Source organism: Micromonospora sp. KC721 (assembly GCF_004348355.1).
In the GTDB taxonomy this organism is placed as follows: domain Bacteria; phylum Actinomycetota; class Actinomycetes; order Mycobacteriales; family Micromonosporaceae; genus Micromonospora.
Genome location: NZ_SMJY01000124.1, coordinates 1 through 18,712 on the forward strand (window position 1 = coordinate 1; position 18,712 = coordinate 18,712).

The window sequence follows — 18,712 nt, forward strand, 5'->3', positions numbered from 1 at the left end:
CTGGGGGACCTGTTGGTGGGGGCGGGGGTCGCGCTGGTCGTGGACGTGCGGCGGTACCCGGGCAGCCGGACCAACCCCGACGTACGCCGCGAGGCACTGCAGCGCTGGCTGCCCCAGCGGGGCGTCGACTACCGCTGGGAGCCCCGCCTCGGCGGTCGCCGGCACGTCCGCACCGGGCAGCCCGAGCCGGACACCTGGTGGACCGTCGCGGCGTTCCGGGCGTACGCCGCCCACACCCGGACGGCGGAGTTCGACGCCGCGTTGGACGGCGTGCTCGCCGAGGCGGCGCGGCGGACCACCGCGGTGATGTGCAGCGAGAGCGTGTGGTGGCGCTGCCACCGGCGGCTGATCGCCGACGTCGCCGTGCTCGCCCGCGGGGTCGAGGTACGGCACCTCATGCCGGACGGCCGGCTCAGCCCGCACCGCCCCGCCGACGGTGCCCGGCGCCTGTCCGACGGGCACCTGATGTGGGACGGCGCCTGTCCGACGGGCACCTGATGCGGGACGGCGAGCCGAGCCCGCCCGGGCCCCGCCCGGCGACCCACCGGTCGCCGGGGGCACGGATGCGCCTGCCACCGGACGCGGAGTGAACCCGCGCGCCCGCGGAACCGGCTCAGCCCCGAATCTCGCCGTGTTCGACGCAGACCGCCGACCAGCCGGTGGGAACCACCTGCACCTTCATTCGGCGGCGGCAGTGCGCGCAGTAGCGCGGCGGCTCCAGGACGCGGGCCGCCGCGCACGCGGCGTGTGCTCCGGTCGCCGCCTCCGCCCCGCACCGGTCGCACCAGCGCGGCGCGCCGGCGCCAACCCGGTCGGCCAACTCGACAGGCTCGGTCACGCCCCTCACCTCACAGCGTTGCCGACAGCGCCTTGACCGGCATCTTCAGCTCGTCGAGCAACTTCAGGTCGTCGGTCGCCGGCCGCCCCAGCGTGGTCAGGTAGTTGCCGACGATGACGGCGTTGATGCCGCCCAGCAGACCGTCGCGGGTGCCCAGGTCGCCGAGGGTGATCTCCCGGCCGCCCGCGTACCGCAGGATGGTGCGGGGCATGGCCAGCCGGAACGCGGCGATGGCGCGCAGCGCGTCCTTGCCCTCCACCACCGGGCGGTCACCGAGCGGCGTGCCCGGACGCGGGTTGAGGAAGTTCAACGGCACCTCGTGCGGGTCCAGTTCGGCCAGCTGCGCGGCGAACTCGGCGCGCTGCTCCACCGTCTCGCCCAGCCCGAGGATGCCGCCGCAGCAGACCTCCATGCCGGACTCGCGGACCATCCGCAGCGTCTCCCAGCGCTCCTCCCAGGAGTGCGTGGTGACCACGTTCGGGAAATAGGAGCGGCAGGTCTCCAGGTTGTGGTTGTAGCGGTGCACACCCATCTCGACCAGCTCGTCCACCTGCTCCTGGGTGAGCATCCCGAGCGACGCGGCGACCTGGATGTCGACCTCCGCCTTGATGGCGGCGACCCCCTCGCGCATCTGCTTCATGAGCCGGGCGTCCGGGCCCCGCACGGCGGCCACGATGCAGAACTCGGTCGCCCCCGTCTTCGCGGTCTGCTTCGCCGCCTCGACCAGCGAGGGAATGTCCAGCCAGACCGACCGAACGGGGGAGGTGAACAGCCCCGACTGCGAGCAGAAGTGGCAGTCCTCCGGGCAGCCGCCGGTCTTCAACGACACGATGCCCTCGACCTCGACCTCCGGGCCGCACCAGCGCATCCGCACCTCGTGCGCGAGCTGGAGGGCGGCGGGAAGGTGCTCGTCGGGCAGGGTGAGCACGGCGAGGACACCGGCCTCGTCGAGGCCGACGCCGCTGCCCAGCACCTGGGCACGGGCCTGGTCGAGGATCTCTGGCATGGCTCGTAGCCTACAAGGCCGCCACCGGCCGGAGAAGCGGCCGAACCGGTGCGGCGATCCCGCCCGACCGGGGTCCACCGCCGCGCGGAGGTGACCGGGAGAGCCGGCACGGTGCGGCGGCCCACGCCACGCCGGCCGCGGCGGCGGCGGGTGGTAACTTCGCCCGGCGGGCGCGCCGCCGGATGCCCGACGCGCCCCGACGGAAGCTGTACGTGGAGGAGGCGGAGACGGTGGCGGACTGGTTGGCGGCCCTCGACCGCCGCGCCGACCTGCGCGCCAGGGCCGGGCTGACCCGCGTGCTGCGGCCCCGCGCCGCCGGCGACGCGGTGATCGACCTGGCCGGCAACGACTACCTCGGCCTGGCCGCCCACCCCGAGGTCACCGCCGCCGCCACCGAGGCGCTGTCGGCGTACGGGCTGGGCGCCACCGGGTCGCGGCTGGTCCGCGGCTCCACCGACGCCCACCACGCCCTGGAGGACGCTCTCGCCGGCTGGCTCGGCACCGACCGGGCGCTGGTCTTCTCCTCCGGCTACCTGGCCAACCTCGCGGCCGTCCGGGGCCTGGCGCAGCCGCGTACGCTGCTGGTCTCCGACGCCCACAACCACGCCTCGCTGATCGACGGCTGCCGGATCTCCGGCGCCGAGACCGTGGTCACCGCGCACGCCGACGTCGACGCGGTGGCCGCCGCTCTCGCTGCCGCGCCCGGCCGTCCCGCCGTGGTGGTGACCGAGTCGGTCTTCTCCGTCGACGGCGACCTCGCCCCGCTCGCCGCGCTGCACGCCGTCGCCCGCCGGCACGGCGCGCTGCTGCTGGTCGACGACGCGCACGGGCTCGGGGTCACCGGGCCGGGCGGCGCGGGCGCGGTCGCCGCGGCCGGTCTCGCCGGCGCACCCGACGTGGTGGTCACCGCCACTCTCTCCAAGGCGCTCGGCGGCGCGGGTGGGGTGGTCGCCGGGCCGGCCGAGTTCGTCCGGCACCTGGTGGAGACCGGCCGGACGTTCATCTTCGACACCGCGCTGCCCCCGGCGGTCGCGGCTGGCGTGCACGCCGCGCTGGCGCTGGCCCGGGCCGGCGACGACCTGCGCGCGGAGCTGGCCGACCGGGCCGCGCTCGCGGCCCGCCGGCTGGCCGCCGCCGGACTGACCGTCTCCGTCCCCGACGCGGCCGTGGTGTCGTTGACCGCCCCCAGTCCGCAGGCGGCCACCAGGTGGGCGGCCGACTGCCGCGACCGGGGCGTCGCCGTCGGCTGCTTCCGTCCGCCGTCCACCCCGGACAGCCGCTCACGGCTGCGGCTCACCCTCTCCGCCGCCGTGTCCCGGGCCGACTTCACGCGGGCCCTGGACGTCATCGTGGCGTGCGCGCCGAAGGCGTCGGAGGTGCGGCCGTGACCGCACCGTGGCAGGGCGTGGTGCTGGTCACCGGCACCGACACCGGGGTCGGCAAGACCATCGTGACGGCCGCGATCACGGCCGCCGCGCAGGCCGCCGGCATGCGGGTCGCGGTGGTCAAGCCCGGCCAGACGGGTACGGCCACCGGGGAGCCCGGTGACGTGGACGTGGTGACCCGGCTGGCCGCCCCGCTGACCGGGCGGACCCTGGCCAGCTACCCGGACCCGCTGGCTCCGCTCGCCGCGGCCCGGGTCGCGGAGTTGGAGCCGCTGGAGCTGTACACCGCCGTCGACGAGGTCCGTGAGGAGGCCGACAAGCACGACCTGGTGCTGGTCGAGGGGGCCGGCGGGCTGCTCGTGCCGATGGGGCTGCGTCCGTCCGGTGAGCCGTGGACCGTCGCCGACCTGGCCGTCTCGCTGGGCGCCCCGGCCGTGGTGGTGACCCGTGCCGGTCTCGGCACCCTCAACCACACCGCGCTCACCCTGGAGGCGCTGCAGCGGCGGGCCATCCCCGCCGGACTGGTGATCGGCGCCTGGCCGGCCGAACCGGAACTGGTGCACTGGGCGAACCTGACCGAGCTGGTGCCGAACCTGCTCGGCGCCCTGCCCACCGGCGCGGGGGCGATGGACCCGGGGGTGTTCCGGCGCTCCGCCCCGGGCTGGCTGACCCCGACGCTGTACGGCGTGCTCGACGACTGGCGGGCCTGGGCCGAGGACGCCGGCTGACCAGCTGAGCCGACCGGCGCGCCGGCGTCAGCCGCGGCGGACGACGAACGCGTCCGGCATCCGGAAGGTGAGATTGTCCGGGCACCAGGGCGGACGGACCACCGTCACCCCGTCGAGCAGCGGCGCCGCCTCGGCCACCACCACCGCCGCCTCCATCCGGGCCAGCTGTGCGCCGACGCAGCGGTGCGCGCCCGCGCCGAAGGCCAGGTGCCGCCGTGACCCGCGCTGTCCGGGGGCGAACCGGGTCGGCGCGGCCACCACCTCGGGGTCCCGTCCGGCGCGGGCCAGCCAGAGCACGACACTGGTGCCCGCCGCGACCGGCGTCCCGCCCAGCGTGGCGTCCACCGCGGCCACCCGCCGCCAGGTCACGATCGGCGGTTCCAGCCGCAGCCCCTCCTCCACCACGTCCGCCACCGCCGCGGTGCCGTCGCGCAGCCCGGCGCGGACCGCCGGCTCGGCGGTGAGCCGGTGCAGCAGCAGGGTGAGGAACTGCGAGGTGGTCTCCTGGCCGGCCACCAGCAGGAAGAACAGGGCGCCGACCACCACGTCGGGGGAGTGCCCGGCGGCGCGCAGCGCGGCGGCCAGGCCGCCCCCGGTGGCGGCGAAGTCCCGCAGCACGGTGTGGAAGCGGCCCACCTCGGCGGCGAGGGCGAGCTGCCGGTCGGCGTCCAGCGGGGCCCAGAACAGCTCCAGCGCGGCCCGGGCGAAGTTCTTCACCGCGTCGACCGGCGCGTCGGGCAGCTCGACGAGCCGGGCCAGCACCAGCAGCGGCAGGTCGGCGGCGAGCCCGGCGTACAGGTCGACCGGCTCTCCGGCGTCGAGGGCGGTGGCGAGGCGGTCCACCCGCCGCCGGACCAGCGCGGTCAGCCACGGCTGCTGCGCGGCGACCCGGGCCGGGTGCAGCGCCTCGGCCACCAGCGCCCGGATGCCCGGGTGGCTGGCCGAGGAGTTGTTGGCCAGGGTCGGTGGCAGCCGGAACCGGTGCCCGGCGAGCACCCGCAGCGCGGCCACCGGCACCGGGGTCACCGCGTCCAGGGCGTTGTCCGGCCGCCAGGTCACCGGGTCGGCGAGCACCTGCCGGACCAGCGCGTGCCGGGTGACCACCAGGTGGTCGACCCCGATGTGGTCGGCGACGACGGCCACGTCCGGCCACCGCCCGTCGACGGACTCCCCCCAGCCCCGGAACAGCACGCCGTCACGCTATCGGGTGGCCCCCGGCGGGGCCGGATCCAGCTCCCAGACGGTGGTGCGCTTCACCCGTACGCTTTCCAGCGCCTCCGGCACCGGCACGTCGTACGCGGCCAACTCGCGGAACCGTTCCCGGGGCAGGAACGCCCGCCCCGGGTCGCCGACCAGCACCCGGGCCCCACCGGTCCGGGCGGCCCGGAGCAGGAAACGCAGCATCCGCCTGGCCATCGCCTCGCTGTAGAAGACGTCCCCGGCGAGCACCACCTCGGCGTCCCCGGCGTCGGAGTCGAGGATGTCGCCCAGCTCCGCGTTGACGCGTACCCCGTTGGCCTCGGCGTTGAGCGCGACGGCGGCCACCGCCCGCTCGTCGATCTCCACGGCGCGCACGGACCGGGCGCCGGCCCGCGCGGCGGCGATGGCCACCAGGCCGGAGCCGGCGGCCAGGTCGAGCACCCGGCGGCCGGCGACCAGCTCCGGGTGGTCGGTGACGTGGCGGGCCAGCCCCTGCCCCCCGGCCCAGGCGAAGGCCCAGAACGGGGGCGGCTGGGCGCTGCGGAACTGTCCCTCGGTGAGTTCCCAGAGCCCGATCGGTTCGTCGGCCTGGTACAGCCGGACCTCGGGGACGAAGACCACCGGGGCGAGGCGGGCGTGCAGCCGGACGAAGGCCGCGGAGAGTTCGGACACCGGGTGATTGTCCTCCCACCGCCTTTCCGGCGTGTCGCGGGTCGGTCGTGACCGGTTCACCACTGTCGGTGATAGTCGTCCCCGTACTTCACGCTCCGTGCGAACACGCCCGTCTACCGGCTTCCCCCGACCCCTCATAGCGTGGCGGTTGGACGGGACCGACGTGAGGAGGGTGACGGTGGCGAGGGTGTGGCGCAACGCGATGCGGGTCGGGGTGGTGCTGGCCTGTCTGTCTGGGACAGTGCTGGCCGCTCCCCAGCCGTCATCCGCGGCGGCCGGGTTCGCCACCGTGATGAGCGGCCTGCCGGACGAGTTCGTCGCCGACGGCGAGGTACGCACGCTCTCCGCCGTGGTGTCCCGCAACGACGGCGGCGGCTGCCTGAAGGTCCGCTGGTCGATGGTGCTCACCGTGGACGGGCTGCGGCTCAACCAGGTGAAGATGGACCGGGTGGAGGAAGACGGCGCCTTCCCGCTGGACATTCGCACCGAGGGGTCGGTGGCCCGGCTGACCGACCGGCAACTCGACCCGGGCACCCTCTGCGCCAACCAGACGGTCACCGCCCGCTACCGGGTCGCCTTCGACGAGTCGGTCAGCGAGGGTCGGATCACCCTGGCCGCCGAGGCGTACGACCCGGGCCTGCGCCTGCTCGCCCGGCAGAGCGCAACCCGTACCGTGATCGGCCCCGGCTTCGGCGCGACGCCCACCGTCGCGCCCACCCCGACCGAGTCGGCGGTCGAGCCGACCGAGTCGGCGGTGGTCGACGAGCCGGCCGAGTCGGTCAGCGAACCGGCGGCGGCCCAGGTGCCACCGGCCGCGGGTCGGCCGACGTCCGGGACCCCGGCCGGCGGCTTCGGTGTGGTGCAGGCGGCATTCCTGCTCGGTGGACTGCTGCTCTTCCTCGGCGTCGGGCTGCTGCTGCGGCTGCGGCAGCTGACCCGCTCGGCCACCGCCGAGGACGCTGACAGCAGGCCGTTCGAACGGCCCCGCCGCTGGGCTCCGGCGCGGCGCTGAACGGGGGCCGCCGGGGCCGGGTGGTTCACCCGGCCCCGGCGGGCTGTCATCCGGAGAACACCTGGAACTCGGCGACCCGCACCTGGTCGCGGGCCGGGCTGGCGGTCGCGCAGTCGGTGCGCGCCGCCGGGTCGTCATCCTGCTCGCCGGCGTACGCCGGGCCGCCGGTGCACTGGCTGCTCAGGATCTCCAGCCGTACGTGCGTGGCGACGGTGGTCGGCACCCGGAACGAACGCAGGTTGACGTCTCGGGTGTACGCCCGGTAGCTGCCTCCCGGGAAGGCGTCGGCGGCGCTGGTGTAGATCCGCGTCCAGCGGCCGGGGTCGGCGCAGTCGGTGGTCCTGGCGTTGCAGGCCCAGACCGCGAAGGAGCGCACCGCGCTCAGCGCGTTCTGTCCGCCCGCGTCGGCGTCGCCGTTGATCGCCGGGCGGAGCATGCCGCTGACGTTGACCCGGCCGACCGGGTGCGGGGCACCCCCGGGCAGCGCCACCGTCACCTGCCGGCCGGCGACCCCGTTCAGCGAGGCCCAGTTGGTGGCCTCGGTGTCGTCACCGATCCGGTCCAGGTTCACCCCGTCACCGGTGATCACCGCCCCGGAAGCCGTGGCCGCCAGGTTGCGGCTCAACCGCAGGTCGACGTAGCCCTGGCGGCCCGCCTCGGCGACCGCGCTGAGCCGCTGGTGCCCGAAGCCGGGCGCCACCGCGAGCAACTGGTACGTGCCGGGCACCGCCTCGAAGGTGTCCGGCAGTCCGGTGGCCGGGTCGGTGTCCGCGATCGGGGTGGCCCGGGCCTCGTAGTCGCCGACGTAGAGCCGGATCGGCGCGTCGGCGCTCTCGCCCCTGGCCCGCAGGGTCAGGGTGGCGTTGCCGCCCGTCGGGCTGGCGAAGCTCGGCGTCGGGTCGGTGTCGCCCGCGCCGTTGGTGGCGGCGTCCCGGCCCATCCCGGAGCGGGCGAACTCCGTCCAGATCAGCTCCTGGTTGGCCCCACCGAAGCGCAGCCGGTCCGCGGTGAGCAGGTTGTCCCGCATGTCGAGCATGCTGACCTGGCTGGCGGCCTGGAGCAGGAACGAGTCGAAGACCAACTGCACCCAGCGCCGGTTGCCGGGGCAGCGGTCGGCGGCCACCGTGCCCCGCGCGCAGTCGAGCTGACGCTGCGGGGTGCCCAGGCCGTACCTCTTCACCAGCGCGGAGCGGATCCGGAAGTTGGTGGCGCTCCAGATTTCCCCGTCGGCGTGCACGCCCGGACCGGCGGTGTTGTAGCCGATGTCGGAGTAGTTGAGCGGGCTGCGGCTGAAGTCGTGGTTGCGGATGCCGCTGACCAGGTTGCCGGTGACGTATCCGCCGGTGATCCACGGCGTCTCGCCGGGGGCGCGCAGGCCGTGCTCGTACAGGTACTCGGCGGCGAGCAGGTCGCTCCACGATTCGCCCATCGCCCCGCCCTGGTGCCCGCCGATGCCGCTGTCCGGCCCGGCGATCATCCGGTTGGTGATGGCGTGGGTGTACTCGTGCCCGATCACCGTCATGTCGTAGTCCCCGTCCACGCACGGCGGGTACGGGCCGCCGGCCTGCGGCTGCCACAGGTACATGTTGGTGGTCGGCGGCAGGCCGTCGCGCGGCGTGCCCTGGTTGGCGTTGTTCCGGTTGCCCGAGAGCGCCCCCTGCTGGGCGCGGCCCTGTTCGGCGTCGCCGCCGAGGCCGGCTCCGCTGAGGTTGACCGCCTGCAGGTTCCAGGTGGCCTCGGTGAAGCCGAGGTGCCAGGCCCAGTCGTGCATCCGGTTGTGCATGGCGAAGAGGTTGGCGATGGCCGCGTCGGCGTCGTTGCGCGGGGCGGAGGCGAAGACGGCCGGGTTGCAGCGGGCCTCGCGCCACTGGTCGGTGAACGGGTACTCGTAGCGTCGCTGCGGGCTGGCCGTGGCCGGCACCATCGGGTTGCCCGCGCCCCAGGAGACCACCGTGTTGGCCGAGTTGCCGCGGGAGGTGCCGGTCGGTGCCCCGGTGGCCAGGTCGACGTCCCACGGTTTTCCGCTGGCCGGGTCGGTGAAGGCGGCGGCGCAGTCCGGTGCCGGCGTGGCGCACCAGCGCACCCGCCGGTCGGGCCCGCCCGCCGTGTCGCCGGGCGGGGCGGCCGGGTAGACCGCCCAGCTCGGGTTCTCCGAGTCGTAGTCGACCAGGTCCTCGCGGACGAGCACCTGGCCGGTGATCCCGTCGACGTAGGTGGTGTACGCCGCGGGCAGGTTCGTGCTCGCGCCGATCAGGGTCACCTCGTACGCGGCGCGGTTGCCGTCGCGGGGGGTGGGCACGGCGACCGGACGGACGCTGTGCCGGGCCACCGCGCCGGCGTGCAGGCCGGCGTCGGCGAGCGCGGCGGCGTACGCCTGCTCGCCGGTGAGAGTGGCCGGCGCCGGCGCGGAGGCGTCCCGGGCCAGCGAGGAACTGACCGAGATCACCGAGCCGTCAACGACCGCGACGGTGACCAGGCCGTCGTGGCCGGCGGGCAGGTCGCCGAAGCGCTGGCGGAGGGTGACCACCGCTCCTGTGCCGACAGGGTGGACCAGCACCCGGTCCATCGCGGCGACGGCGTCGGCGTCCAGGCCGAACAGGTCTCGGTGCTCGGTGAGGTAGCGCCGGGCGGCGGCCTCCGGGTCGGCGGGCAGGCCGGTGGCGAGGGGGTTCCGGGCCGGTCCGAGCGCGTGCGGGGTGCCCAGGCGGTTCCACCGCACGTCGGGGTCGAGCCGCCGGGCGAGTCCGCGCTGCCGGGCGTCGGGCGCGGCGGTGCCGACGCGGTTGTCGACGTCGGCGGCCGGGTGGCTGTCGTCGGCGAACGAGCCGGAGGGGCCGGGTGCCGGGGCCGGCGCGTCGCCCGGTGCCGCCGTGGCGGTGCCGCCACTGGAGAGCAGGGCGGCGACCAGACCAACGGTCGCCAGTACGGGGACGAGCCGGCGTCGGGGCCGGCTCGTCGGGGGTGTCCACTCCGGTATGGGCACGTGACCTCCTCGTGGGAGCGGGGCCGGCGCGGCGCCGGCCCGGGGCATGCGCGGTTACGCATGCGCATCTGTGGATACCAGGCCGATCGGGTGGGGGCAAGGTCAACAACGACGTTCGGTGCTGTCGCCCTCACCGGCCGGTCGGGGGTGGCTCCGACGGCCCGCCTGGGCGAACGCTGCGGCGGCCCACGCCCCGATCGTGCTGCCGGGTCAGTCGAGTTGAGCCGGGTCGAGGCCCAGCTCGCGGGCGGCGACCAGCCGGATCCACTCGCTGACCTGGCGGCGGGAGATCACCCGGTCGTGCACGGCCAACTGCACCGCCAGGCCGTCCATCACCGCGTTGATTCGCCAGGCCGCGCCGGCCGGGTCGGCGCACTCGAAGGTGCCGTCGGCCACCCCGGCGGCGATGATCGCGGCGAGGTCCTGCCGCCAGCGCAGGTCGAGCCGGCGGCAGACCTTCTCCAACTCCGGGGTGCGCAGCGACTCCGCCCAGCCGTCGATCCACATGGACCACGAGGTCGAGCGGCCGGCGGGGGTGTAGAGGCGCAGGATCCGGCGTAGCTTGGCCAGCGGCGTGGCAGAGGAGCGGACCACCGCGTCCAGCCGGGCCAGATCCTGCTCCACCGCGTACGCGAAGGCCTGCGCGAGCAGGCGTTCCTTGGTGGCGAAGTGGTAGAAGACCAGGGCCTGGCTGACCCCGGCGGCCTGCGCCACGTCGGCCGTCCGGGTGTTGGCGAGTCCGCGCTCGACGATCACGTCACAGGCCGTGCGCAGCAGGGAATCCAGGCGGACATCGGCAGCACGTCTCGTCACGCCGGTCACGGTAACCCATCGGGGTGACCACAACGGGTCACCGCCGTCGGTCAGTCGCGTTGCTGTCAGTCGGAAGCCGGACAGCGGTCGTCGGCTGGGTCGACCGGTCCCGGCTCGGTCGGTCGCGTCGCCTGGCGTGGTTGGTGACGCCCGGCATGGGCCTGGCGTCACTGTTTTGCCCCCACCCTGCCACCCAGGCTCCTAGGAAGCTTAGGGTGGGCGCGGCGGGACGCGCCGGAATGCCGCCCCGATTTGGCAACTGTTCGACGCCTCGGCTAAAGTTTCCATCCGTCACCGGGGAACGCCGGAGGCACGCGGACGTAGCGCAGCTGGTAGCGCATCACCTTGCCAAGGTGAGGGTCGCGGGTTCGAATCCCGTCGTCCGCTCGGAGATGCCGCCACGCATGACGGGGGCAACCTCGGTGGGGTGGCCGAGAGGCGAGGCAACGGCCTGCAAAGCCGTGTACGCGGGTTCAAATCCCGTCCCCACCTCGGTACGAGAGCACGGGCGATTGGCGCAGTGGGAGCGCGCTTCCTTGACACGGAAGAGGTCACTGGTTCAAACCCAGTATCGCCCACCAGTGACGAAGGGTCGGTCCGCAGAGGGCCGGCCCTTCGTCGTCTCGGAGGTCGGAAGCCGGGGCGCAGCTTTGTCGGCCGCGGCCCGGGTCGGTCACAGCGGCGGCGCGACGTCCCGACGCTCCTCGACCCGCCGGTACTCCACCGGCTGGTCGGTGGTGACCACCGTGCGACGGCGGCCCCAGACCAGCGTGGTCATGATCAGGCCGAGTGCGCCGGCCGCCATCAGGATCCAGCCCACGACGTCGAGGTTCACGCCACCGACGCTGGCGTTCAGGGCGAAGGTCAGGATCGCGCCGACCGCTAGCAGGAAGATGCTCGTTCCGATACCCACGACAGCCTCCTTCAGGGGGTGTGGTGTGCTGTCGGGGAGAGTCAGTACCCCCTCGTCCACCAGCGCAATCACCAACGGGCCGGGGGCGGTGCAAAGGCGATCTTGGCATCGGGTAGAGTTCACGGCGTCCCCGGGGAACGCCGGGGCAGGCGGACGTAGCGCAGCTGGTAGCGCATCACCTTGCCAAGGTGAGGGTCGCGGGTTCGAATCCCGTCGTCCGCTCTCGACCACGGGCGATTGGCGCAGTGGGAGCGCGCTTCCTTGACACGGAAGAGGTCACTGGTTCAAACCCAGTATCGCCCACCACGCATCCGCGCAGCTCGACGGCTCGTTACCGGAATTCCGGTGACGAGCCGTTCGTGTGTGTCCCGTCACGTCAATTAAGGCGCGCGATCGTCTGCTCCGGTCGGGCGGCGGGCTCCGTGCTGGATGATGCCGAATCGTCCGCGGAAGAGTGCGGGGCGGCGACGGACGCGGTCACCTCGATGCCCTGCCGGAGGGTCGCCGCCACCAGGCAGCCCCGGTCGGCCACCTCGACCAGGTGTTCGAGGTCGGCCGACGGGCACGAGTCGCAGGTCACCTCGATGCGGATCGCGCCGAACCGGCGAGGATTCGGCGCGAACACGCCAGTGACCCGGCAGCTTGCACCCTCGATCGGGATCGACCGGGCCTGCGCGGCGGCGTAGAGGGTGCTCATGAAACAGCCACCGACCGAGGCGAGGAGCGTCTCGCCGCCCATCGGGCCCGCGTCCGATCCGCCGTGCGGGGACGGACGGTCCATCACGATGGTGTGATCACGGATGCTCGCGACGGATCCCGTCTGTCCGCGCTGAGCCAGCGCTACAGTCATTTCGTCCATGTTCGCCATCTCTCTTCGGATGATCTTCGCCGTTGATACCCGGGGCGACTCACTGCGCGAATCCGCTTATCTTGCCGTCCCCCGGGACGTTCCGGCAAGCGCGCCATTCGGTCGGTAAGCGGCCCTCGTCAAGCGCCGTTGACCACTGACCTCCGCATTGCGGAAGTAGAGCGCTCGTGTGACTGCCGTCAATACTGGTGACGCCCTAGGATGACCCCCTGCGTCGATCCGTGAAAACGCATTACGGAAAACGCGCGTCGAGCAGTGCACCGCACCCGCGTGAACAAGACGGAGGCAGGTATGCGTCGTCCCCGAGTCCTCATCGTCGGCGCCGGACTGGCCGGCACGGCAACGGCGATCCGGCTCCTCCGGTTCGCGCGCAAACCCCTCGAAATAGTCTTACTCGAGCGCCGCCACGACTACCGGTACGCCGGCGTGGCCTACCACCGCGACGGCAACCCCTGGGACCACGTGTTCAACATCCAGGCCGGCCGCATGTCGGCGTTTCGCGAGGACGTCAACGACTTCGTACGCTGGGCCAATCACGAGGCCGATCGCTGTGGCTGGCCCGCCCCGTGGGCAGATTTCACGTTCGTCGAACACGGGCCGGCTCCACGCCGGATCTACCACGACTACCTGACCGATCGCATCACCGAGGCGCGTCTGGAGGCATGCCCCGACGTTGAGCTCGTCGAGGCCGAGGGCGAGGCGGTGGACCTCGACGTGCGCGCGCACCACGTCGTGGCGACGATTCGGCAACTGTCCGGCGACGGTACGGCGCACACGCGGACGCTGACGGCCGACCACGTCATCCTGGCTACCGGCATGGAGCTCAAGCAGCCGGCCTTCGCCACCGACGTGCTCGGGCACGAGGCATTCATCCGGCACCCGTACTCGACCGACGGCGTACGGAGGCTTCTGGCGGCACCAGCGGACGCGGACGTCGTGATCGTCGGAACGGTGCTCAGCGCGTACGACTCGGCGGCTCTGCTGCTGCGCCAGGGCCACACCGGCGCCATTCACCTGGTCTCCGCGTCGGGGGCCAGGCCCCGTGCCTACCCCGAGACTCACCAGCATGAGGTGGTCCAGCTCCCCGCCCCCGCCGTGCTGTTCGAACCGTACCGGAACCGGGCGGAGTTCCTGGCGCGCGTCCGGACCGGTTGGGAGGCTGCCTGCGCCACGGTCATCCGGGACCACCCCGGCATGGACCGGCGGATCGTCACGGAGCGAGTGGCCAAGGCGTGGGAGCCGTACCTCCCGCTGGCCATCGAGCAGATCCCGACGGACGAGCTGCGACGGCTGCTCGACGAGTTCAGCACCCAGATCGCCTCGCTGCGGGTCGGCGCGGTGCAGTACACGACGTCGATCGTCGAGCGCGCCATGTCCTGCGAACACGGCTCGGTCGAGGTCGTCGTCGGCAAGATCGAGCGGGTCAGGCCGGCGGAATCGGGGCGGCTCGACGTCTTCGTGGCGACGCAGGCGGCCACCCGCGTCATCCCGGCCGACCTTGTCGTGTGCAACTTCGGCCGGGAGACCGACTACACCCACGTCGACTCGCCACTGTGGGCGAGTCTCGTCGCCAATCAGCTCGTCGCCCCGCACCAGCGCACCGGACGCGGCATCGAAGTCGACGACCGGGGCACGGCGCTTCGGCCCGACGGCGAGCCGGTCGAGATGCTCTCGGCCATCGGGGTGATGCGCGAGGGTGACGAAATCGTGCGCAACGGCCGCACCGGCGCCTTCGCGTTCAATCTCGCCGCGATCAAGAACCATTCCATCGTGGTCGCCGCGCACGTGATCGAACGGCTCGAACTGCACTGCGACGGCTCGGCACGCCACGCCGCCGCGGAACACCGCCGCGCGTCCAGCGCCGACGAGACCATCCGCGCTGCGTTCGAACAGGCCGTGTCCCTGGAAGTACGGCGGCTCGCCGCGCGGTCCCGGGCCGAGCGCGAACGCCTCGACGCGCGACTGAGGACCCACCTGCGCTCGTCCGATCACCGCCTCGACGCCGTCCCCGTCGCCGGACGCTGCCAGCTGATGCGCGCCGCGGTCAACCAGGCGGCGGTCGAACGGCTCACGGACGTCTCGGTGACACCGCGCCAGTTGCGCCGGCAACTGGGCATCACGAACGATGAGGATGCGGAGGGCTCGTGACCGAACGACAGATCAGGGGCGTGCTGCTCATTCGCGGAACCGAACCGGTGGTGGGCGGGCCGTGCAACCGCACCGGACGGCCGGTGAAGGGCTCGGTTCTCGTCGCCCCCGCACTCCATCCGAGGCTGTACGGCGCGCTCATGAGCGCCCGCGCGGTCGTGTGTAGTTCCGGTGGGCGGACCGGGCACATGCAGTCCATCTGCCGTGCCAAGGGCATCCCCGTCCTGCGGGTCGACCCGACCGACCTTGACAAGATCGTCGGCGAGGTGACGCTCGACCTGGAACGTGGGTCGGTCCTGGTCGGTGTCGCCGGCGACGCCGGGACCGCGCCCACGGGTTCCACCGCGCCACCGGCGGACCGTCTCGGCTCGGCCTGCGCGGTGATCGCCGACCTCGGGGACATCCGCGGCCTCAACTCGAGCGGTCCGCACGCGGGCCGGGTGGAGTCCTTCTTCCTCCGCGAGGAGTTCTTGTGTTTCGCCGCGGCGCTGAGCCCCATCGACGCCCTGCGCGGTGGGACCGCTGTCAACGCTTACGGGCGTGCTCTCGCCGAGCAGCTGCAGGAGTGCGTCGAAGCGCTCCTGCCGGGCCAGCGGCTGATCCTACGCATGCTCGACCTGCGCTCGGACGATGCCGCCCACATCACGGCGAAGGCCACGGTACCGCGTGAGCCCAACCCCGACATGGGCCTGCACGGCACCCGATGGCTGCTCCGGTCGGCCACCTATCCCCAGGCGTTGCACGTCATGCTGGAGACCCTGCGCGAACGACTCGGCGCCGAGGCCGACCGGGTCCACCTGTCGGCGCCGTTTCTCACCGACGCCGAAGAGTTCGCAAAGCTGCGTCCGCACCTCGGCCTGCCGACCGAGACGCCCCTGTCCGCGTTCATCGAGACGCCGGCGGCGGTCCACGCCACGTCCGCCATCTGTGCCGCCGGTGCCGACGAACTGTTCGTCGGCACCAAGGACCTGGTGCAGTTCTACCTCGCCGCCGACCGCAGCAACCATCTGGTCGCCGAGTCCTACCGCACCCGTCACCCAGCCGTCCTCGACGGCCTGCGCCGGGTGATCGACGACGCGCGCGAGGCCGGCATCCCGGCCCGCGTGTTCGCGCTCGGTGCCGACCTCGACTACTACCTCGAACGGCTGCCGACCCCCACCGGGTACATGATGTGCGTCTCGGAACTCCGGCATGTCCTTGCGTCCCGGTGATCGCCCGCTGACCAGTAGGTCGAACAGGTCGTGGCGGGGCTGCGGCGTGGCGCCGCCCGGCGTTGCCCGGGGGCGGGGTCCGGCCGTTCCGCCGGGATCCCCGCCCGCCGTTGGTCAGCCGCAGGTCGTCCCGTTCAGGGTGAACCGGGTGGGTGCGGTGTTGGTGCCGCTGTAGGTCGCCTGGAAACCGAAGCTCGTGCTCTGGTTCGGCACGATCGTCGCGTTCCAGTTGACGTTGCGGGCGCTGACCTGGTTGCCGCTCTGCGTGACCGTGGCGTTCCAGGCGCCGGTCACCTGCTGGTTGCCGGGCCAGGTCCACTGCAGCGTCCAGCCGTTGATCGCGCTGGTGTCGGTGTTGGTCACGGTCACCGTGGTGGTGAAGCCGGAGTTCCAGGTGTTGGCCTGGTAGGTGACCCGACAGGCGGTCGGGCTGGCCGTCGGGGTCGCAGTGCTGGTCGGCGTCGGGGTCGGTGTGCTCGGCTCGGAGGGCGTGGGCGTCGAGCCGTCCAGGCCGAAGAACTGGATGGCGACCTGTGCCATGCCTCTGCTGGGCAGGGAGTGCCCGGCGCCCTGGATGCTGTACGCCTCCACCTGCACGGTGCCGCTGTTGTCGGCGTACCGGCTGCGGTTCCAGTTGGTCCGCGGGGTGTCGGTGGACGTCGGTGTCTGGCTGAGCCCGAACACGTTGGTCCACTGCTCGATCGACTCCTGCAGCAGTTGGTACGGCACGAGGGTGTCGTTGGTGCCGTGCCAGAGCTGGACGCGTGGCCGGGGTCCGGTGTAGCCGGGGTATGCCTGCCGGACCGCGTCACCCCACTGCTGTGGGGTCCGGTTCATGCTTCCGTTCGTGCACCGGCCGCCGGGTGGGTAGTCCGCGGCGTTGGCGAAGCAGTTGAACGGCACGCCCATGAACGACGCGCCGGCCTTGAAGACGTCCGGGTAGACGGTGAGCATGTGCTGGGTCATCATGCCGCCCGACGAGCTGCCGGTGGCGTAGACCCGGTTCGGGTCGCCGCCGTACTGCCGCTGGGCGTAGTTCACCATCGAGACGAGCGAGACCGGGTCGCTGCCGCCGCCACGGCGCTTCGCCGCGTCGGACCAGGTGTCGAAGCACTTGCCGAATCCGGCCTCCTGCTGCGCGCTCGGGTAGATGACGATGAACCCGTGCCGGTCGGCCAGGGAGGCGAACTCGCTGCTGGCGTAGAAGCCCGGGCCTGAGCCGCCGCAGCCGTGCATGGCCACGACGATGCCCGGGTTGGCCGGGCGGGAGTCCGGCACGTAGATGTGCATCCGCATTCCGCCCGGGTTGTTGCCGAAGTTGGTCACCTCGGTCAGTGCCGCCGCGGACGCCGGCTGCGACAGGACGATTCCGCCGGCGGCGAGGAGCAGGGCACCGGCGATGCCCGCCAGTACCGTCCGGGTGCGTCTCATGATGCCTCCACTGAGGGTAGTCGCTGACGAACGTTAGACAAGCCAGTGACAACCGTCAATTTGGTGTTGCGCTTTGCCGCGTGTGGCCGGCGATCTGCCTGGCGTGGGTCGCGGGTTGCGGCAGGTGAGAGTGTCCGCGCGCTCGACGCCGCGGTACGTCGCGACCAGGGAACAGTCAGGACGTCCGGCCGGTTCTGCCATCGGCAGATCCGCTGGCAGTGAACACGGGTGCGCCCGGCGGCCGGTACCGGCCAGGCTGAGGTCCATGAGGCTTCTGGTACTCGGCGGCACGGGTTTCGTCGGCGGCGCGGTGGTCGCCGAGGCGGTGCGCCGGAGGTGGTCGGTGACGGTCTTCAACCGTGGGCTGCACGGGGTGCTGCCGGAAGGCGTACCCCGGTTGCGGGGTGACCGGACGGCGCCGGACGGGCTGGCGGCGCTCGCCAGCGGCGAATGGGACCTGGTGGTCGACACCTGGGACGGTGCGCCCCGGAAGGTGGGAGCCGCGGCGCGGGCGCTGCGCGACCGGGTCGGGCACTACACCTACATCTCCAGTGGATCCGTGTACGCCCAACCCGTGCCGCCCGGGGCCGGTGAGGAGGCGCCGGTGGTGGTGTCGGCGCCGGACGCCGAGGACGGTGACTACCCGGCGAACAAGGCCGGCGGCGAGCAGGCGGCGGTGGAGGTGTTCGGCCTGCGGGCGCTGCTGGTCCGGGCCGGGCTGATCCTCGGGCCGGGGGAGGACATCGGCCGGCTGCCGTGGTGGTTGCACCGGATCGCCCGGGGCGGCGACGTGCTGGCCCCCGGCCCGGCCGACCTGCCGGTGCAGTACGTCGATGTGCGCGACCTGGCGGCGTGGACGCTGGACCACGCCGCCGCCGGCACCGGTGGGCCGTTCAACGTGATCAGCCGCCCCGGGCACACCACCATCGGGGAACTGCTCGACACGGCGGTCACGGTGACCCGCTCGGACGCCCGACTGCGCTGGACCGCGCCCGAGCCGATCCTGGCCGCCGGCGTGGTGCCCTGGAACGACCTGCCGATCTGGGTGCCGCCCGGCCACGAGTTCCGCTGGATGCAGGAGCGGGGCGTCGCCAAGGCGTACGCCGCGGGGCTGACCTGCCGGCCGGTGGCCGAGACGGTCGCCGACACCTGGCACTGGTTGCAGGAGGCCGGGGTGGTGCCGCAGCGCGCCGGGCGGCCGGCCCGGCCGCCGGTCGGGCTCGACCCCGCGCGGGAGGCCGGGCTGCTGGCCGCCCACCACCGGGCCTGACCGGGCGGCCGGCCCCGCGGCGGACGGGGGCGCGGGGCCGGCCGCCGGATCAGACGGCCGAGGTGCACCGACGGCGCGTGGCCGGCGGTCGCCGCGGCCTCGGCCGGCGCGATGCTCTACGGCCGGTCCTGTCCCGACCTCTGGCGGCTCATCGTCCGACCCTTCCGTCGCCGTCCGTCGTGCTCTCCCGGGCCACCGCCACCGGGCAGTGGGCGTGCTGGATGAGCTGCTGGC

16 protein-coding genes and 5 tRNA genes are annotated in these 18,712 nt (G+C 73.2%); 12 read left to right on the forward strand and 9 right to left on the reverse strand.

Annotation, left to right across the window (positions count from 1 at the left end):
• Positions 1-498, forward strand: a 498-nt coding sequence (locus E1182_RS20090) for a DUF488 family protein (RefSeq protein ID WP_243706322.1), incomplete at its 5' end; no start/stop codon positions are given.
• 115 nt (positions 499-613) lie between these two features.
• Here the strand turns inward: E1182_RS20090 and E1182_RS20095 are convergent.
• Together E1182_RS20095 and bioB are read right to left on the reverse strand one after the other, a co-directional pair.
• Positions 614-838 (reverse strand): hypothetical protein, encoded by a 225-nt coding sequence (locus E1182_RS20095; protein ID WP_243706323.1) that lies wholly within the window; start codon positions 836-838, stop codon positions 614-616.
• A gap of 10 nt (positions 839-848) precedes the next feature.
• Complete coding sequence (gene bioB / locus E1182_RS20100; RefSeq protein WP_132267580.1) at positions 849-1,844, reverse strand: biotin synthase BioB; 996 nt, start codon at positions 1,842-1,844, stop codon at positions 849-851.
• A gap of 230 nt (positions 1,845-2,074) precedes the next feature.
• Between bioB and E1182_RS20105 the strand changes: the two genes are divergently transcribed.
• Together E1182_RS20105 and bioD are read left to right on the forward strand one after the other, a co-directional pair.
• Complete coding sequence (locus E1182_RS20105) at positions 2,075-3,232, forward strand: 8-amino-7-oxononanoate synthase (protein WP_132267605.1); 1,158 nt, start codon at positions 2,075-2,077, stop codon at positions 3,230-3,232.
• A 20-nt stretch (positions 3,233-3,252) separates the two neighbouring features.
• Positions 3,253-3,957 (forward strand): dethiobiotin synthase, encoded by a 705-nt coding sequence (gene bioD / locus E1182_RS20110; RefSeq protein WP_132267607.1) that lies wholly within the window; start codon positions 3,253-3,255, stop codon positions 3,955-3,957.
• 27 nt (positions 3,958-3,984) lie between these two features.
• Here the strand turns inward: bioD and E1182_RS20115 are convergent, their stop codons facing one another.
• Both E1182_RS20115 and E1182_RS20120 read right to left on the reverse strand, forming a co-directional pair.
• Positions 3,985-5,148: a cytochrome P450 gene (locus E1182_RS20115; protein ID WP_132267582.1), complete on the reverse strand. Its 1,164-nt coding sequence runs from the start codon at positions 5,146-5,148 to the stop codon at positions 3,985-3,987.
• Between the two features lie 9 nt (positions 5,149-5,157).
• On the reverse strand, positions 5,158-5,829 hold the full coding sequence (locus E1182_RS20120; protein ID WP_132267584.1) for a methyltransferase: 672 nt from the start codon (positions 5,827-5,829) through the stop codon (positions 5,158-5,160).
• Positions 5,830-6,007: 178 nt separating this feature from the next.
• On the opposite strand from E1182_RS20120, the gene E1182_RS20125 reads away from it, so the two are divergent.
• Positions 6,008-6,841 carry a hypothetical protein gene (locus E1182_RS20125; protein ID WP_243706324.1) on the forward strand — a complete coding sequence of 278 codons (834 nt, stop codon included), beginning with the start codon at positions 6,008-6,010 and terminating at the stop codon, positions 6,839-6,841.
• A 46-nt stretch (positions 6,842-6,887) separates the two neighbouring features.
• Here the strand turns inward: E1182_RS20125 and E1182_RS20130 are convergent, their stop codons facing one another.
• Both E1182_RS20130 and E1182_RS20135 read right to left on the reverse strand, forming a co-directional pair.
• Positions 6,888-9,824 carry a M36 family metallopeptidase gene (locus E1182_RS20130; protein ID WP_207921457.1) on the reverse strand — a complete coding sequence of 979 codons (2,937 nt, stop codon included), beginning with the start codon at positions 9,822-9,824 and terminating at the stop codon, positions 6,888-6,890.
• 210 nt (positions 9,825-10,034) lie between these two features.
• Positions 10,035-10,637: a TetR/AcrR family transcriptional regulator gene (locus E1182_RS20135; protein WP_132267588.1), complete on the reverse strand. Its 603-nt coding sequence runs from the start codon at positions 10,635-10,637 to the stop codon at positions 10,035-10,037.
• A gap of 314 nt (positions 10,638-10,951) precedes the next feature.
• On the opposite strand from E1182_RS20135, the gene E1182_RS20140 reads away from it, so the two are divergent.
• The 3 genes from E1182_RS20140 to E1182_RS20150 all read left to right on the forward strand — a co-directional run bounded on the left by E1182_RS20140 (position 10,952) and on the right by E1182_RS20150 (position 11,218).
• Positions 10,952-11,024, forward strand: a tRNA-Gly gene (locus E1182_RS20140).
• 34 nt (positions 11,025-11,058) lie between these two features.
• A tRNA-Cys gene (locus tag E1182_RS20145) sits at positions 11,059-11,129 on the forward strand.
• Positions 11,130-11,143: 14 nt separating this feature from the next.
• Positions 11,144-11,218, forward strand: a tRNA-Val gene (locus E1182_RS20150).
• A 92-nt stretch (positions 11,219-11,310) separates the two neighbouring features.
• On the opposite strand, the gene E1182_RS20155 is transcribed toward E1182_RS20150, so the two are convergent.
• Positions 11,311-11,550, reverse strand: a complete 240-nt coding sequence (locus E1182_RS20155) for a DUF6458 family protein (protein ID WP_132267591.1) — start codon at positions 11,548-11,550, stop codon at positions 11,311-11,313.
• Positions 11,551-11,699: 149 nt separating this feature from the next.
• On the opposite strand from E1182_RS20155, the gene E1182_RS20160 reads away from it, so the two are divergent.
• Together E1182_RS20160 and E1182_RS20165 are read left to right on the forward strand one after the other, a co-directional pair.
• Positions 11,700-11,772: transfer RNA gene (locus tag E1182_RS20160), tRNA-Gly, on the forward strand.
• Positions 11,773-11,781: 9 nt separating this feature from the next.
• A tRNA-Val gene (locus E1182_RS20165) sits at positions 11,782-11,856 on the forward strand.
• 70 nt (positions 11,857-11,926) lie between these two features.
• Here E1182_RS20165 and E1182_RS20170 read toward each other — a convergent pair.
• On the reverse strand, positions 11,927-12,418 hold the full coding sequence (locus E1182_RS20170; RefSeq protein ID WP_132267593.1) for an OsmC family protein: 492 nt from the start codon (positions 12,416-12,418) through the stop codon (positions 11,927-11,929).
• A 291-nt stretch (positions 12,419-12,709) separates the two neighbouring features.
• Between E1182_RS20170 and E1182_RS20175 the strand changes: the two genes are divergently transcribed.
• Together E1182_RS20175 and E1182_RS20180 are read left to right on the forward strand one after the other, a co-directional pair.
• Positions 12,710-14,566, forward strand: a complete 1,857-nt coding sequence (locus E1182_RS20175) for an FAD/NAD(P)-binding protein (RefSeq protein ID WP_132267596.1) — start codon at positions 12,710-12,712, stop codon at positions 14,564-14,566.
• A complete protein-coding gene (locus tag E1182_RS20180; protein ID WP_207921458.1) occupies positions 14,563-15,777 on the forward strand; it encodes a putative PEP-binding protein in 1,215 nt (404 codons plus the stop codon). The genes E1182_RS20175 and E1182_RS20180 overlap by 4 nt, the downstream gene beginning before the upstream one ends.
• Before the next feature lie 114 nt (positions 15,778-15,891).
• Here E1182_RS20180 and E1182_RS20185 read toward each other — a convergent pair whose 3' ends face one another.
• Complete coding sequence (locus tag E1182_RS20185; RefSeq protein WP_132267598.1) at positions 15,892-17,208, reverse strand: PHB depolymerase family esterase; 1,317 nt, start codon at positions 17,206-17,208, stop codon at positions 15,892-15,894.
• Positions 17,209-17,473: 265 nt separating this feature from the next.
• Between E1182_RS20185 and E1182_RS20190 the strand changes: the two genes are divergently transcribed.
• A complete protein-coding gene (locus E1182_RS20190) occupies positions 17,474-18,478 on the forward strand; it encodes an NAD-dependent epimerase/dehydratase family protein (RefSeq protein WP_132267600.1) in 1,005 nt (334 codons plus the stop codon).
• Positions 18,479-18,712 lie beyond the last annotated feature (234 nt).